Here is a 15,405-nt window from a genome sequence, read left to right on the forward strand (position 1 = left end):
CCATGGCCCAGGTCCAGTGGAACGACAGCGCACCGATCTACCGCCAGCTCAAGGAGCGGGTGATCGCGATGATGCTCGACGGGGTGCTCAAGCCCGGCGACGCCCTGCCCTCGGTGCGGCAGGTGGCGGCCGAATACCAGCTCAATCCGATCACCGTCTCGCGCGCCTACCAGGAACTGGCGGACGAGGCCCTCGTGGAGAAACGCAGGGGACTTGGCATGTACGTGACCGAAGAAGCATCGAAGAAGCTCCTCTCCAGCGAGCGCGACCGGTTCCTCACCGAGGAATGGCCGCTCGTGCTCGAGCGCATCCAGCGCCTCGGCCTGGACATGCAGGCCCTGCTCGCGCCGCTCAAGGGAGGCAGCCGATGAACGCCGTCGACACCCGCTCCGCCGTGGTCAGCGCGCGCGGACTGCGCAAGGCCTACCGCAACAAGGTCGCCCTCGACGGCGCCAGCTTCGACATCGCCCCCGGGCGCATCGTCGGCCTGGTCGGCCCCAACGGCGCCGGCAAGACCACCGCGCTCAAGGCCATCCTCGGCCTGATCCCGTTCCAGGGCGAGCTGGCGGTGCTCGGCCGCGACCCGCGCAGCCAGCGCGACGAACTGATGAACGACGTGTGCTTCATCGCCGACGTCGCGGTGCTTCCGCGCTGGATCCGGGTCGGCCAGGCCATCGACTTCGTCGCCGGCGTGCACCCGCGCTTCGACCGCGCCCGCTGCGAGCGCTTCCTCGCCAACACCCAGCTGAAGATGGACGCCCGCGTCCGCGAGCTGTCCAAGGGCATGATCGTGCAGCTGCACCTGGCCCTGGTGATGGCGATCGACGCCAGGCTGCTGGTGCTCGACGAGCCCACCCTCGGCCTCGACATCCTCTACCGCAAGCAGTTCTACCAGCGCCTGCTGGAGGACTACTTCGACGAGGAGAAGACCATCCTCATCACCACCCACCAGGTCGAGGAGGTCGAGCACATCCTGACCGACGTGCTGTTCATCCGCGACGGCCGCATGGTGCTGTCGGCGCCGATGGACGAGGTCGGCGAGCGTTACACCGAAGTGCTGGTGGACGCCGGCCAGCTCGAGGCGGCGCGTGCGCTCTCGCCGATCGACGAGCGCGCCCTGCCCTTCGGCAAGACCGTGATGCTGTTCGACGGCGTGCCGCGCACGCAACTCTCGGGCTTCGGCGAAACCCGCGTCCCGGGCCTGGCCGACCTGTTCGTCGCCACCATGAAGGGAACCTACGCATGAACGTCACCGCGCATTCCACCAACAAGTTCCCGCTGCTCCTGCGCCGCGAGTACTGGGAGCACCGGGGCGGCTTCCTGCTCGCCCCGCTGATCGCCGGCGGCGTGTTCCTGCTGCTGTCGCTGATGGGCTTCGGCGTCGGCGAGATGGCCATGCGCCGCGCCGGCAACGGCATGCAGGTCGATGGCGTCCAGTTCAACGGCATCGACTTCTCGCAGATCTCCGCGGACATGGATGCCGGCGACCTGGAGAAGCTCGGCAACGGCATCGACGCCGGGCTGATGATGGCCGCGAGCTGGCCGTTCATCGTGCTCGCGTTCGTGGTCTTCTTCTACTGCCTCGGCGCGCTCTACGACGAACGCAAGGACCGCAGCGTGCTGTTCTGGAAGTCGCTGCCGCTGTCCGACGCGCAGACCGTGCTGTCGAAGGTCGCGACCGCGACCGTGGTCGCGCCGCTGATGGCGATCGGCGCCGCGCTCCTGACCATGCTCGGCTTCCTGCTGGTGATCAGCCTGTTCGTGCTGGTCCACGGCGGCAACCCGTTCACCATGGTGCTCGGCCCGGCCAGCCCGCTATCCATCGCCGGACAGACCCTGGCGGTGCTCCCGGTGTACGCGCTGTGGGCGCTGCCCACCGTCGGCTGGCTGCTGCTGTGCTCGGCCTGGGCCAAGGGCAAGCCGTTCCTGTGGGCGATCATGATCCCGCTGTTCGCCGGCATCTTCGTCAGCTGGTTCGACCTGATGCAGCTGTTCGACCTGCCCACGGGCTGGTTCTGGAGCAACGTGGTCGGCCGCTCGCTGCTGAGCGCGGTGCCCGGCGCCTGGTTCACCGTCGCCGACGGCCTGCAGGACGTGGATTCGCTGGCCGGTGCCGCGCTGCTGAAGGCCAGCTACGGGACGCTGCTCACCCCGCAGCTGTGGATCGGCGCGGTCGCCGGCGCCGCCATGATCTTCGGCGCCATCCGCCTGCGCAGGTGGCGGGACGAGGGCTGAGCACCTCCCCGCCCGTCCCCCGACCAACACACAGGACACCACCATGACTTTGCTCCGCACCGCCGTCCTCGGCGCCTGCCTGGCCCTGCCGGCGATCGCCGCCCCCGCCGCGCAGGCCGCGCCCTCCGACATCGGCAACGAAATCCGCCAGGAACTGGCCGAGGCGCGCAAGGAAGTGCGCGCCGAGATGGCCAAGGCCCGCCATGAACTGCAGACCGGGAACCTGCGCGTGGACAACAGCCTGAGCTTCGGCCGCCACGACGCGGCGACCAGGGACCTCCCCAAGGCCGAAATCACCCCCGAGGGCGATTTCCTGGTCGAGGGCGAGGCGCAGGAGGTCGACGCCCGCCAGCGCCGCCAGCTGCTGGCCTACCGCGGCCGCGTCATCGGCATTGCGCTGGCCGGCATCGAGATCGGCGAGAAGAGCGCCGAAGCCGCCCTCGACGCGGTCCAGGGCTCGTGGATCAGCCTCGCCTTCCGCGCCATGACCGGCACCCTGGACCGCAAGGTCGAGCGGATGGTCGCCGAACACGTGCAGCCGGCGGTGCTGGCCATCTGCCGGCAGCTGCCGGAGGTGATGGACGCGCAGCAGGAACTCGCCGCCAGCCTGCCGCAGTTCCGCCCCTACGCGACCCTCGACCAGCGCGACATCGAGGAATGCGAGCAGGATGTCCGCACCGAATTCGCCGCACGCTGACCCGGAGGAGCCATGAACCTGCTACGCACAACCATCCTCGCGCTGGCGATCGCCGGCCTGCCGATGCTCGCGGGCTGCAACCGCCCCGCGGCCGACGCCGGTGCCGATGCCGACAGCCGCGAGCGCGGCTTCATCGCCAGGACCATCGACCGCAGCCTCGAGGAGGCGCGCAAGGAACTGCGCGAGGGCAACCTCTCGCTCGGCGCCGAGGGTCCCCAGGTCAGCGTCAACGGCAAGCGCTACGGACCCGGCGCCGACGACCGCGGGCTGCCCAAGGCCGAGATCACCCCGCAGGGCGACCTGCTGATCGAGGGCAAGGCGGTGGCGATCGACGACGACCAGCGCGCGCTGCTGCTGCAGTACCGCGAACAGGTGATCGCGGTGGCCGACGCCGGCATCGCCATCGGCGGCAAGGGCGTGGGCCTGGCCGAGGTCGCGCTCACCCACGCGGTCGGCTCGATCCTGTCGGGCAACACCGAGGACCTGGAGAAGCGGGTCGAGGCCGAGGCCGACAAGCTGAAGGCCGAGGCGCTGGTGCTGTGCCGGCGGCTGCCGCCGATGCTGGCGACCCAGCAGCAGCTCGCCGCGTCGCTGCCCGAGTTCGCGCCCTACGCGACCATGACCCAGGATGATGTCGACGACTGCCTCGAGGAACTCGAGGAGGCCGAGGCGGAAGCAGCCGCCTAGCCCGGGCTCAGCCCTGGATCCCGCCACGCGTCAGCGCCCCGGGGTCCAGCAGGCGCCGCAACTCCGCCGCCGGCAGGCCGCTGTCCTCGACCGCGACGTCGAATACCGGCCTGCCCTCGCGATACGCACGCTTGGCGATCGCCGCCGCCTTCTCGTAACCGATGATCGGATTGAGCGCGGTCACCAGGATCGGGTTGCGATCGAGCGCCGCCGATACGTTGTCGCGGCGCACCTTCAGGCCCGCGATCACCGTGTCCGCCAGCAGGCGCATGGTGTTCGACAGGAGGCCGATCGAGTCCAGCAGGTTGCCCGCGATCAGCGGCAGCATCACGTTGAGCTGGAAGTTGCCGCTCGCGCCCGCGACCGTCACCGCCGCGTGGTGCCCCATCACCTGCGCGCAGACCATGCACGCCGCTTCCGGGACCACCGGATTGACCTTGCCCGGCATGATCGACGAGCCCGGCTGCAGCGCCGGCAGCTCGACTTCGCCCAGGCCGGCGAGCGGCCCGGAATTCATCCAGCGCAGGTCGTTGGCGATCTTCATCAGCGCCACCGCCAGCACGTTGAGCTGGCCGGACAGTTCCACCGCGTCGTCCTGCGAGGCCAGGCCTTCGAACTTGTCCGCGGCAGGCTCGAACTTCGTGCCCCCCAGTTTCGACAGCGCCTGCGCCATCGCCCTGCCGAAACGCGGGTGGGCGTTGATGCCGGTGCCGATCGCGGTGCCGCCGATGGGCAGCCGCCGCAACCGCTTCAGCGCATCGGCGATGCGCCCCTCGGCCGACCCGAGCTGCGAGGCCCAGGCGCCGAACTCCTGGGCGAAGGTCAGCGGCATCGCGTCCATCAGGTGGGTCCGCCCGGTCTTGGTGACCTTGCCCAGGCCCCGCGCGCGCCGCTCGATGGTCCTGCGCAGGTGCCTGAGCGCGGGCTGCAGGTCCTCGACCACGGCCAGCTGCGCCGAGACGCGCAGCGCGGTCGGGATCACGTCGTTGGAACTCTGGCCCAGGTTGACGTCGTCGTTGGGGTGGATCCTGGCGCGGCCGCCGCGCGTGGCCAGGGTGGCGATCACCTCGTTGGCGTTCATGTTGCTCGAGGTGCCGGAGCCGGTCTGGTAGAGGTCGATCGGGAAGTGCGCGTCGTGCTCCCCGGCCGCGACCTGCAGCGCAGCGCGGCGGATCGCCGTCGCGCGCGTCTTCGGCAGCAGGCCGAGCCCGGCGTTGACCTCGGCGGCCGCGGCCTTGACCAGCCCGAGCGCGCGGATGAAGCCGCGCGGCATCGGCCGTCCCGAGATCGGGAAGTTCTCGACCGCGCGCTGGGTCTGCGCCCCCCACAGCGCATCGGCGGGCACCCTCAGCTCGCCCATGCTGTCGTGTTCGATGCGGAATCCACCGCTCGATCCGTTTTTCCTGGCCATGTGCACGCTCCTCCCGCCCGAGCATACCCCCGTGGGAGGCATGCGCCGGTCGGGATAGAATCCGCGGATGACCGAAAACGCCGCCCTGCTCGCTCTTTCCCCGCTCGACGGCCGCTACGCGGACAAGGTCGACGCGCTGCGCCCGGTGTTCTCCGAGCACGGCCTGGTCCACGCCCGCGTGCGGGTGGAACTGGAATGGCTGCTGGCGCTGGCGGCCGAGCCCGGGATCGTCGAGCTGGCGCCCTTCGACGAGGCCACCGCCGCCCGCCTCCGCGCCCTCGCGGAAGGCTTCTCCACCGCCGATTCGGCGCGGGTCAAGGAGATCGAGCGCACCACCAACCACGACGTCAAGGCGGTCGAGTACTTCATCAAGGAACGCCTGCAGGACGACGCGGCGCTGGCGCCGGCGCTCGAGTTCGTGCACTTCGCCTGCACCAGCGAGGACATCAACAACCTGTCCTACGCGCTGATGCTGCGCGAGGCGCGCGACGCGGTGATGCTGCCCGAACTCGACGGCGTCATCGCGACGCTGCGCGCGATGGCCCACGAGCACGCCGCGCTGCCGATGCTCTCGCGTACCCACGGCCAGACCGCCTCGCCGACCACCGTCGGCAAGGAGATCGCCAACGTGGTCGCGCGCCTGCAGCGCCAGCGCGAGGTGCTGGCGGGCCTGCCGATGCCGGGCAAGATCAACGGCGCGGTCGGCAACTACAACGCCCACGTGGTCGCCTACCCCGAAGTGGACTGGCCGGCGTTCTCGCGCCGCTTCGTCGAGGGCCTGGGCCTGTCCTGGCAGCCGTACACCACCCAGATCGAACCCCACGACGGCATCGCCGAACTGTGCGACGCGATGAAGCGCGTGGACACCATCCTGGTGGACCTGTGCCGCGACGTCTGGGGCTACATCTCGCTCGGCTACTTCCGCCAGGCGGTGAAGGCCGGCGAGGTCGGCAGCTCGACCATGCCGCACAAGGTCAACCCGATCGACTTCGAGAACGCGGAAGGCAACTTCGGCATCGCCAATGCGCTGTTCGAGCACTTCGCGGCCAAGCTGCCAATCAGCCGCTGGCAGCGCGACCTCACCGATTCCACCGTGCTGCGCGCGCTGGGCACTGCCTTCGGCCACGCGCTGGTCGGGCTCGCCTCGCTGCGGAAGGGGCTGGGCAAGCTCTCGGCCAACCCGGAGCGACTGGCGGCCGACCTCGACGCCGCGTGGGAAGTGCTGGCCGAGGCGGTGCAGACGGTGATGCGCCGGCACGGCCTGCCCAACCCGTACGAGCAGCTCAAGGCGCTGACCCGGGGCCAGGGCATCACCGCCGCATCCATGCGCGCCTTCGTCGAAGGCCTCGACCTGCCGGCGGACGCCAGGCAGCGGCTGCTGGCGCTGTCGCCGGCGGACTACACCGGCCTCGCGGCGCGGCTCGCGCGCGAAGCCTGAGCACGGCCGTGGCCAGGCAGCGGCGCAAGGTCCCGGCAAAGGTCCCGTCGATCGAGGTGGACGGCAGCGAGCTGCCGCCGCTGGGCATGCCGCCCGCGGATTTCCTGCGCGACTACTGGCAGAAGCGGCCGCTGCTGGTGCGCAACGCCTTCCCGGGCTTCGAATCGCCGCTGTCGCCGGAGGACCTCGCCGGGCTGGCCTGCGAGGAGCTGGCGCTGTCGCGGATCGTGATGCACGACCGCGAACGCGACCGCTGGCAGCTGCGCACCGGCCCGTTCCCCGAGGAACTGTTCCCGACCCTGCCCCACCACGACTGGACCCTGCTGGTGCAGGACGTGGACAAGTGGGATGCCGACGTTGCCGCGCTGCTGCCGCAATTCGGTTTCCTGCCGCGCTGGCGCATCGACGACGTCATGGTGTCGTTCGCGGCGCCGGGCGGCTCGGTCGGCGCGCACGTGGACCAGTACGACGTGTTCCTGCTGCAGGCCCAGGGCCACCGGCGCTGGCAGATCGATGCCGGAGACAATCCGCCGCTCGCGTTCCGCGACGACGTCGAACTGAAGCTGCTACGCGAGTTCCGCCCGACCCACGACTGGGTGCTCGGGCCCGGCGACATGCTCTACCTGCCGCCCGGCGTCCCCCACCACGGGGTGGCCGAGGACGCCTGCCTGACCTTCTCGGTCGGCATGCGCGCGCCGTCCGCCGCCGAGTTGCTGGGCGACTACGTGGACACCCTCGCCGCCGAGGCCGACGAGGCGCTGCGCTACCGCGACCCGGACCTGGCACCCGCGGCCGACCCCCACGAGATCGACGACGCCGCGATGGCGCGCGTGCTCGAGGCCCTGAACCTGTTGCGCATGGACGGCCGCGACCGGCTCTCCGACTGGTTCGGCGGCTTCATCACCCGCTATCGCAGCCCGGGCGAGGTGGCCCCGGGCCCGGTACCGCCGCGGATCGAGCTCGAGTACCAGCTCGAGCACGCCGGCATCGCGCTGCATCGCCATCCGCTGAGCCGCATGGCCTGGCGGCGCATGCGCAAGGGTGCGCGCCTGTTCGCCAACGGCGAGGGCTTCGCCCTGCCGGTCGCCGACGCGCGCCGCATCGCGGGCGCGGCCACCGTGGACGGCGCCCTCTACGCCGCGCTGTCCCCCGCCGGGCGCGATGCGGTGTTCGCGCTGCTCGAGGCCGGCCATTACCGCTTCCCGGCGGACGAGGAAGAATGAGCGGCTACGCGGGCGCGTCCTTCCGCGTGGACACCGTCGGCTACGACGCGGCGCGCGACGCGCTGCACGCAGTGCGCGATGCCGTGTTCGTGCGCGAACAGGGCGTGCCGGTGGCGCTGGAGCACGATGCGCTCGACCCCGCCTGCGTGCACGTGCTGGCGCGCACGCAGGCCGGCGACGCGATCGGCACCGGGCGGCTGGTCCCGCCCGGCGAAGGGCTTCCGGCGCGGATCGGGCGCATGGCGGTGCTGCCGGCGTGGCGCGGCCATGGCGTCGGCGCGGCGCTGCTGCAGGCCCTGCTGGCGGAGGCACGCGGCCGCGGCTGGGAGCGGCCGATGCTGCATGCGCAGGCGCCCGTGATCGGGTTCTATCGACGCCTCGGCTTCGTCGAGGACGGGCCGCGCTTCATGGAGGCCGGGATCGAACACCAGGGCATGCGGCTGGGGCCCGCGGAAGACCGCACCGCACGGTCCGGGACGGTTCATGCCCCCTGACCGACCGGCGCGCCCTCCGGCTATAATTGCAGGTTGCAACGCCCGTTCCGTCCCCCACTCTTCGAGCTTGCCGATCCCATAGTGGACAGTCCCCTGAAGCAGTTTGCGCAGTCCTCGCAGCTCGGCGCCAACGCCGCGTACATCGAGGACCTGTACGAGCAGTATCTGGTCGCCCCCGACAGCGTCGGGCCCAAGTGGAAGGCCTGGTTCGACGGCTTCAAGGGCCGCGAAGCGGGCGACGTCCCCCACTCCGCCATCGCCGAGGCCGTGGCCCGCGCCGGGCGCGAGGCCGCCCGCGGGGTCGCCCCGGTCGCCACCGGCACCGGCGACGACCGCGACCGCGCGGTCGGCAAGCTGATCACCGCCTACCGCTCGCGCGGGCACCTCGGGGCCGACCTGGACCCGCTGGGCATGGCCGCGAAGCCGGATGCCCCGGACCTGACCCTGGCCTTCCACCGTCTCTCCGAGGCCGACCTGAAGGGCGAGTTCTTCACCGGCGGCGTCGCCGGCCGCGAGCGCATGCAGCTCGACGCGCTGCTGTCGCTGCTCAAAGCGACCTACACCGGCAGCATCGGCGCCGAGTTCATGCACATCACCGACGCCGAGCAGCGCCGGTGGATGTACGAGCGGCTCGAAGCCGCCGGCGGCGACTACGGCCGCTCGAAGGAAGACAAGCTGCGGATCCTGGAGCGGCTTACCGCCGCCGAGGGCCTGGAGCGCTACCTGCACACCAAGTACGTCGGCCAGAAGCGCTTCTCGCTGGAGGGCGGCGACAGCCTGATCCCGATGCTGGACGTCATGCTGCGCCGCGCCGGCACCGCCGGCGTCCGCGACGCGGTCATCGGCATGGCCCACCGCGGCCGCCTCAACGTCCTGGTCAACACCCTGGGCAAGCCGCCGCGCAAGCTGTTCGACGAGTTCGAGGGCAAGTTCGACCAGCCCAGCGACCGCGCCCACACCGGCGACGTGAAGTACCACATGGGCTTCAGCGCCAACATCGGCACCCCCGGCGGCCCGATGCACCTGGCGCTGGCCTTCAACCCCTCGCACCTGGAGATCGTCGACCCGGTGGTCGCCGGCAGCGTGCGCTCGCGCCAGCTCCGCCGCGGCGACAGCGAGCGCAAGCAGGTGATGCCGGTGCTGATCCACGGCGACGCCGCGTTCGCCGGCCAGGGCGTGGTGATGGAGCTGTTCCAGATGTCGCAGGCCCGCGGCTTCCGCGTCGGCGGCACCGTGCACATCGTGGTCAACAACCAGATCGGCTTCACCACCAGCGACGCCGACGACGCCCGCTCCACCCTCTACTGCACCGACGTCGCCAAGATGGTGGGCGCGCCGGTGCTGCACGTGAACGGCGACGATCCCGAGGCGGTGGCGTTCTGCGCCGAGCTCGCGTTCGACTTCCGCCAGCGCTTCGCCAAGGACGTGGTCATCGACCTGGTCTGCTACCGCCGGCACGGCCACAACGAGGCCGACGAGCCGGCGGCGACCCAGCCGCTGATGTACCGCACGATCCGCGCGCACAAGACCACCCGCGAGCTGTACGCCGACCGCCTGGCGGCCGAGGGCGTGCTCGACGACGGCGGCGCCAGGGCGATGGTGGATGCGTACCGCGACAAGCTGGACGCGGGCGAGGTCACCACCGAGGTGGTCGAGAAGGCGCCGGACGGCCCGACCGTCGACTGGTCCCGGTTCCTGGCCGGCAAGCTCGGCGACAAGGTGGACACCAGCGTCGCGCGCAAGCGCCTCGACGAGCTCGCCGCCCGGATCAACACCGTTCCCGACGGGATCAAGCTGCATTCGCGCGTCGCCAAGATCTACGACGACCGCAGGAAGATGGCCGCCGGCGAACAGCCGGGCGACTGGGGCTTCGCGGAGAACCTGGCCTACGCCACCCTCGTCGACGAGGGCTACCGCCTGCGCCTGGTCGGCCAGGACTCCGGCCGCGGCACCTTCTTCCACCGCCACGCGATCCTGCACGACCAGGACAGCCACGAGGAATACCTCCCGCTGCGCGCGCTGGCGAAGAACGAGGAGGACGTCACCATCATCGACTCGCTGCTCAGCGAGGAGGCGGTGATGGCGTTCGAGTACGGCTACGCCACCGCCGACCCGATGACCCTGGACATCTGGGAAGCGCAGTTCGGCGACTTCGCCAACGGAGCGCAGGTGGTGATCGACCAGTTCCTGTCCTCCGGCGAGGCCAAGTGGAACCGGCTGTGCGGGCTGGCGCTGTTCCTGCCGCACGGCTACGAGGGCCAGGGCCCCGAGCACAGCTCGGCCCGGCTCGAGCGCTTCCTGCAGCTGTGCGCGCTGGACAACATGATCGTGTGCGCCCCGACCACCCCGGCGCAGGACTTCCACATGATCCGCCGGCAGATGCACATGGCCACCCGCAAGCCGCTGGTGGTGATGACGCCCAAGTCGCTGCTGCGCCACAAGCTGGCGGTGTCCACGCTCGACGAGCTGGCCACCGGCGCGTTCCAGGAGCTGATCCCGGACACCACCGCGACCGCGAAGAAGGTCCGGCGCGTGGTGGTGTGCGCGGGCAAGGTCTACTACGACCTGCTCGAGGAAGCCCGGAAGCGCAAGATCAAGGACGTCGCGCTGGTGCGCGTGGAGCAGCTGTACCCGTTCCCGCGCCCGCAGCTGGTCGCCGAGCTCAAGCGGCACGGCGCCAAGGAAGTGGTGTGGTGCCAGGAAGAGCCGCAGAACCAGGGCGCCTGGTACCAGATCCAGCACCACCTGCGCGCCTGCCTGCAGCCGGGTCAGGTGCTCGACTACGCCGGTCGCGCCCGCTCGCCCTCGCCGGCGGTGGGACACTTCGCCGAACATGTCGCCGAACAGGAACAGCTGGTCGCCGACGCCCTCGTCAATCCCCTCGACGGCGACGTCGTCGAGGAATGATCACAACTGTGCAGGACGCCCGCCATGGCCACTGAAGTCAAAGTTCCCGTCCTTCCCGAGTCGGTTTCCGACGCCACCATCGCGACCTGGAACAAGCAGGTCGGCGACGCGGTCGCGCGCGACGAGAACCTGGTCGACCTGGAGACCGACAAGGTCGTGCTCGAGGTGCCCTCGCCGGTCGACGGCGTGCTCAAGGAGATCCGCTTCGAGTCCGGCGCCACCGTGACCAGCCAGCAGGTGCTGGCGGTGATCGAGGAAGGCGCCGCCCCGGCGAAGAAGGAGGACGCGCCGAAGAAGGAAGAAGCGCCGAAGCAGGAGAAGGCCGCCGACAAGGCCGGGAAGACCCAGGCAGGCGCCGCGCCGGTCGCGCCGAAGCCGGCCGCCGGCGGCAACGCCGACCTGCCCCCGGGCGCGCGCTTCGCCGCCGAGACCTCGGGCGTGGACGCCTCGCAGGTCGAGGGCACCGGCCGCCGCGGCGCGGTCACCAAGGAAGACATCGTCAATTTCGCCGCCGGCCGCACCGGTGGCATGCATGCTGATGGAAGCATTGGCGGCGCCCGCCCCGAGGAGCGCGTGCCGATGACGCGCATCCGCAAGCGCATCGCCGAGCGCCTGATGCAGTCGAAGGACTCCATCGCCATGCTGACCTCGTTCAACGAGGTCAACCTGGGCAAGGTCATGGCCATGCGCAAGGAGCTCGGCGAGCAGTTCCAGAAGGAGCACGGCATCAAGCTCGGCTTCATGAGCTTCTTCGCCAAGGCCGCCGCCAACGCGCTGCAGAAGTTCCCGGTGGTCAACGCCTCGGTGGACGGCGACGACATCATCTACCACGGCTACGCCGACATCTCGATCGCGGTCTCCACCGACCGCGGCCTGGTGACGCCGGTGCTGCGCAACGTCGAGCGGATGTCGTTCGCCGACGTCGAGCGCAACATCGCCGAGTACGCCACCGCCGCGCGCGACAACAAGCTCAAGCTCGAAGACCTGCAGGGCGGCACCTTCACCATCACCAACGGCGGCACCTTCGGCTCGCTGATGTCCACGCCGATCGTCAACCCGCCGCAGTCCGCGATCCTGGGCATGCACACGATCAAGGAGCGCGCGATCGTCGAGAACGGCCAGGTCGTCGCCGCGCCGATGATGTACATCGCGCTGAGCTACGACCACCGCATCATCGACGGCAAGGACGCGGTGCTGTTCCTGGTGGAGATCAAGAACCAGCTCGAGAACCCGCATCGCATGCTGCTGGGCATGTAAGGACAAGGAATCGAAATGGCTGAACAATTCGACGTCGTCGTCATCGGTGCCGGTCCGGCCGGCTACCACGCCGCGATCCGCGCCGCGCAGCTCGGCATGAAGGTCGCCTGCGTGGACGCCGCGCTGGGCAAGGACGGCAAGCCGGCCCTGGGCGGCACCTGCCTGCGCGTGGGCTGCATCCCGTCCAAGGCGCTGCTGGACTCCTCGCGCCAGTTCTGGAACATGGGCCACATCTTCGGCGAGCACGGCATCAGCTTCGACAAGCCGAAGATGGACGTCGGCACGATGGTTGCCCGCAAGGACAAGATCGTGAAGCAGTTCACCGGCGGCATCGCGCAGCTGTTCAAGGCCAACAAGATCACGCCGTACTACGGCTTCGGCCAGCTCCAGCCCGGCAACGTGGTCAGCGTCAAGCAGCACGACGGCAAGACCGTCGAGCTCAAGGGCACCAACGTGATCCTCGCCGCCGGCTCGGACTCGATCGAGCTGCCGTTCGCGAAGTTCGGCGAGCACATCGTGGACAACGTCGGCGCGCTCGACTTCGACAAGGTGCCCAGGCGCCTGGGCGTGATCGGCGCCGGCGTGATCGGCCTGGAGCTGGGCAGCGTCTGGAACCGCCTGGGCTCGGAGGTCACGATCCTCGAGGGCCTGCCGAACTTCCTTGCCGCCGCCGACGCCGAGGTGGCGAAGGTCGCCGCGCGCGAGTTCAAGAAGCAGGGCCTGGACATCCGCCTCGGCTGCAAGGTGTCCGGCACCGAAGTGAAGAAGGACGGCGTGCACGTCGCCTATACCGACGCCAAGGGCGAGGCGCAGGAGATCGTGGTGGACAAGCTGCTGGTGGCCGTCGGTCGCCGTCCGGCGACCAAGGGCCTGCTGGCCGACGGCACCGGGGTGAAGCTGACCGACCGAGGCATGATCGAGGTCGACGAGCATTGCCACACCGGCGTCGACGGCGTCTGGGCGGTCGGCGACTGCGTGCGCGGCCCGATGCTGGCGCACAAGGGCTTCGAGGAAGGCATCGCGGTGGCCGAGCTGATCGGCGGCCTGCCCGGCCACGTCAACCTCGAGACCATCCCCTGGGTCATCTACACCGAGCCGGAGATCGCCTGGGTCGGCAAGACCGAGGAGCAGCTCAAGGCCGACGGCATCCCGTACAAGGCCGGCAGCTTCCCGTTCGCGGCGGTCGGCCGCGCGGTGGCGATGGCCGAGCCCGCGGGCTTCGTGAAGGTGCTCGCGCACGCCGAAACCGACCGCGTGCTCGGCATGCACCTGGTCGGCGCCAACGTCTCCGAGCTGGTGCACGAGGGCGTGCTGACGATGGAGTTCAAGGGCTCCGCGGACGACCTGGCGCGCATCTGCCACGCGCACCCGTCGCTGTCCGAGGCCGTGCACGACGCCGCCATGGCCGTGCACAAACGAGCCATCCACAAGGCGAACTGAGTGGCCGACCTGCGTTCGGTCTGCGTCTATTGCGGCTCGAACGCCGGCTCGCGGCCGGCCTACGCGGAACGCGCCGCCCAGCTCGGCGCGCGCTTGGCGCGCGAAGGGCTGGCGCTGGTCTACGGCGGCGGCAACGTCGGGCTGATGGGCATCGTCGCCGACGCCGCGCTCGCGGCCGGCGGCGAGGTGGTCGGGGTGATCCCCGAGCAGCTGGCCGGCTGGGAGGTCGCCCACCGCGGCGTCACCCGGCTCGAGGTCGTCGCCAGCATGCACGAGCGCAAGGCGCGGATGTTCGACCTGTCCGACGCCTTCGTCGCCCTGCCCGGCGGCTTCGGCACCCTCGACGAGATGTTCGAGATGCTGACCTGGCGCCAGCTCGGCCTCGGCGACAAGCCCTGCGCCTTCCTCGACGTGGACGACTTCTACGACCCGCTGATCGCGATGATGGACCGCATGGTCGCCGAGCGCTTCCTGCACGCCGAACAGCGCCGCGACCTGTGGCACGGCGACGACATCGACGCGCTGTTCGCGTGGATGCGGGCATACCGGCCGGTGCACGCCGACAAATGGCTGGACGAGAAACGCCGCAAGGAGTTGCGCTGATGGCGACGGTCCCCACCGCGTTCGAGGCATTCCGCATCCACGACGACGCGGCCGGCTACCGCAGCGGCATCGAACGGGTGTCGCTCGACCAGCTCTCCCCGGGCGAGGTCGTGATCGAGACGGCCTGGTCCTCGGTCAACTTCAAGGACGCGCTGGCCGGCACCGGCAAGGGCAAGATCCTGCGCCGCTTCCCGCTGGTCGGCGGCATCGACGTCGCCGGGCACGTGGTCGCCTCCACCGACCCCGGGTTCCGCGAGGGCGACCCGGTGCTGGTCACCGGCTGCGGCCTCAGCGAGACCCGCGACGGCGGCTATTCGAAGTACGCGCGGCTGGAAGCGCGGTGGGCGATCCCCCTGCCCGCCGGGCTCGACCTGCGCGAGAGCATGGTCATCGGCACCGCCGGCTTCACCGCCGCGCTGGCGCTGTACAGGATGCAGGACAACCGCCAGGCCCCGGACCTGGGACCGCTCTGCGTCACCGGCGCCACCGGTGGCGTCGGCTCGCTCGCGGTCGACATCTTCAGCCGCGCCGGCTACGAGGTCCACGCGATCAGCGGCAAGGCCGACCAGCACGACTACCTGCGCGCGCTGGGCGCCAGCGAGGTCCACGGCCGCGACGCGCTGTCCACCACCCGGCCGATGGAATCCGCGCGCTTCGGAGGCGGGCTCGACAACGTCGGCGGCCCGATGCTGGCCAGCCTGCTCGCGCAGACCGCGCCCTACGGCAACGTCGCCAGCGCCGGCCTCGCCGCCAGCGCCGAGCTGCAAGCCACGGTCATGCCCTTCATCATCCGCGGCGTCTCGCTGCTGGGCGTGGCCTCCGCCGGGACCGCGCGCGACATCCGCGGGGAGATCTGGGCGCGGCTGGGCAGCGACTGGAAACCGGCACGCCTGGACCGCATCTGCACCCGCGAGGCCACGCTGGCCGAGCTGCCGGAGGTGTTCGAGGGCATGCTTGCGGGCGGTTCGCTCGGCCGCACCGTGGTCCGCCTGTAGATTTCGCTACAATCGCCA

The 15,405-nt window shown here is 70.5% G+C and carries 14 protein-coding genes; 13 read left to right on the forward strand and 1 reads right to left on the reverse strand.

The genetic code is table 11. The annotated features are described in order from the left end of the window. Window positions 1-2: 2 nt before the first annotated feature. The 5 genes from E4F25_RS03385 to E4F25_RS03405 are packed head-to-tail and all read left to right on the forward strand — an operon-like array spanning window position 3 to window position 3,619. Window positions 3-371: a GntR family transcriptional regulator gene (locus E4F25_RS03385; protein WP_140908825.1), complete on the forward strand. Its 369-nt coding sequence runs from the start codon at window positions 3-5 to the stop codon at window positions 369-371. After that, window positions 368-1,246 carry an ABC transporter ATP-binding protein gene (locus E4F25_RS03390; RefSeq protein ID WP_140908826.1) on the forward strand — a complete coding sequence of 293 codons (879 nt, stop codon included), beginning with the start codon at window positions 368-370 and terminating at the stop codon, window positions 1,244-1,246. The genes E4F25_RS03385 and E4F25_RS03390 overlap by 4 nt, the downstream gene beginning before the upstream one ends. Then, window positions 1,243-2,235 (forward strand): hypothetical protein, encoded by a 993-nt coding sequence (locus tag E4F25_RS03395; protein WP_140908828.1) that lies wholly within the window; start codon window positions 1,243-1,245, stop codon window positions 2,233-2,235. Before E4F25_RS03390 ends, E4F25_RS03395 begins: the two co-directional genes overlap by 4 nt. A gap of 43 nt (window positions 2,236-2,278) precedes the next feature. Next, entirely contained in the window at window positions 2,279-2,932 is a 654-nt protein-coding gene (locus E4F25_RS03400; RefSeq protein WP_140908829.1) for a hypothetical protein, read from the forward strand. Between the two features lie 12 nt (window positions 2,933-2,944). Next, window positions 2,945-3,619, forward strand: coding sequence for a DUF2884 family protein (locus tag E4F25_RS03405; protein ID WP_140908831.1), 675 nt, complete (start codon window positions 2,945-2,947; stop codon window positions 3,617-3,619). A gap of 7 nt (window positions 3,620-3,626) precedes the next feature. Here E4F25_RS03405 and E4F25_RS03410 read toward each other — a convergent pair whose 3' ends face one another. Then, the gene (locus E4F25_RS03410) at window positions 3,627-5,030 is read right to left on the reverse strand and encodes a class II fumarate hydratase (protein ID WP_140908832.1); all 1,404 of its coding nucleotides are present in this window, start codon (window positions 5,028-5,030) and stop codon (window positions 3,627-3,629) included. A gap of 67 nt (window positions 5,031-5,097) precedes the next feature. Between E4F25_RS03410 and purB the strand changes: the two genes are divergently transcribed. The 8 genes from purB (at window position 5,098) to E4F25_RS03450 (ending at window position 15,387) form a co-directional block, all read left to right on the forward strand. After that, on the forward strand, window positions 5,098-6,468 hold the full coding sequence (gene purB, locus E4F25_RS03415) for an adenylosuccinate lyase (RefSeq protein WP_140908833.1): 1,371 nt from the start codon (window positions 5,098-5,100) through the stop codon (window positions 6,466-6,468). Beyond that, window positions 6,465-7,691, forward strand: coding sequence for a ribosomal protein uL16 3-hydroxylase (locus E4F25_RS03420; protein ID WP_407062823.1), 1,227 nt, complete (start codon window positions 6,465-6,467; stop codon window positions 7,689-7,691). Before purB ends, E4F25_RS03420 begins: the two co-directional genes overlap by 4 nt. After that, entirely contained in the window at window positions 7,688-8,185 is a 498-nt protein-coding gene (locus tag E4F25_RS03425) for a GNAT family N-acetyltransferase (protein WP_140908834.1), read from the forward strand. The genes E4F25_RS03420 and E4F25_RS03425 overlap by 4 nt, the downstream gene beginning before the upstream one ends. A gap of 81 nt (window positions 8,186-8,266) precedes the next feature. After that, window positions 8,267-11,092, forward strand: a complete 2,826-nt coding sequence (locus tag E4F25_RS03430; protein WP_140908835.1) for a 2-oxoglutarate dehydrogenase E1 component — start codon at window positions 8,267-8,269, stop codon at window positions 11,090-11,092. Between the two features lie 24 nt (window positions 11,093-11,116). Then, complete coding sequence (sucB, locus tag E4F25_RS03435) at window positions 11,117-12,349, forward strand: dihydrolipoyllysine-residue succinyltransferase (protein WP_140908836.1); 1,233 nt, start codon at window positions 11,117-11,119, stop codon at window positions 12,347-12,349. 15 nt (window positions 12,350-12,364) lie between these two features. Further along, window positions 12,365-13,789: a dihydrolipoyl dehydrogenase gene (gene lpdA / locus E4F25_RS03440; protein ID WP_140908837.1), complete on the forward strand. Its 1,425-nt coding sequence runs from the start codon at window positions 12,365-12,367 to the stop codon at window positions 13,787-13,789. Between the two features lie 9 nt (window positions 13,790-13,798). Beyond that, window positions 13,799-14,392, forward strand: a complete 594-nt coding sequence (locus E4F25_RS03445) for an LOG family protein (RefSeq protein ID WP_140910303.1) — start codon at window positions 13,799-13,801, stop codon at window positions 14,390-14,392. Beyond that, window positions 14,392-15,387 (forward strand): YhdH/YhfP family quinone oxidoreductase, encoded by a 996-nt coding sequence (locus E4F25_RS03450; protein ID WP_140908838.1) that lies wholly within the window; start codon window positions 14,392-14,394, stop codon window positions 15,385-15,387. Before E4F25_RS03445 ends, E4F25_RS03450 begins: the two co-directional genes overlap by 1 nt. Window positions 15,388-15,405: the final 18 nt, after the last annotated feature.

The sequence above is a fragment of the Cognatiluteimonas lumbrici genome (assembly GCF_006476065.1).
Lineage (GTDB): Bacteria > Pseudomonadota > Gammaproteobacteria > Xanthomonadales > Xanthomonadaceae > Cognatiluteimonas > Cognatiluteimonas lumbrici.

Bases quoted from the DNA above. Each gene is read 5' to 3' on its own strand.
- E4F25_RS03410 (WP_140908832.1), bottom strand. From the start codon at position 5,030: ATGGCCAGGAAAAACGGATCGAGCGGTGGATTCCGCATCGAACACGAC.
- E4F25_RS03390 (WP_140908826.1), top strand. From the start codon at position 368: ATGAACGCCGTCGACACCCGCTCCGCCGTGGTCAGCGCGCGCGGACTG.
- lpdA (WP_140908837.1), top strand. From the start codon at position 12,365: ATGGCTGAACAATTCGACGTCGTCGTCATCGGTGCCGGTCCGGCCGGC.
- E4F25_RS03425 (WP_140908834.1), top strand. From the start codon at position 7,688: ATGAGCGGCTACGCGGGCGCGTCCTTCCGCGTGGACACCGTCGGCTAC.
- E4F25_RS03385 (WP_140908825.1), top strand. From the start codon at position 3: ATGGCCCAGGTCCAGTGGAACGACAGCGCACCGATCTACCGCCAGCTC.
- E4F25_RS03405 (WP_140908831.1), top strand. From the start codon at position 2,945: ATGAACCTGCTACGCACAACCATCCTCGCGCTGGCGATCGCCGGCCTG.
- sucB (WP_140908836.1), top strand. From the start codon at position 11,117: ATGGCCACTGAAGTCAAAGTTCCCGTCCTTCCCGAGTCGGTTTCCGAC.
- E4F25_RS03395 (WP_140908828.1), top strand. From the start codon at position 1,243: ATGAACGTCACCGCGCATTCCACCAACAAGTTCCCGCTGCTCCTGCGC.
- E4F25_RS03450 (WP_140908838.1), top strand. From the start codon at position 14,392: ATGGCGACGGTCCCCACCGCGTTCGAGGCATTCCGCATCCACGACGAC.
- purB (WP_140908833.1), top strand. From the start codon at position 5,098: ATGACCGAAAACGCCGCCCTGCTCGCTCTTTCCCCGCTCGACGGCCGC.
- E4F25_RS03400 (WP_140908829.1), top strand. From the start codon at position 2,279: ATGACTTTGCTCCGCACCGCCGTCCTCGGCGCCTGCCTGGCCCTGCCG.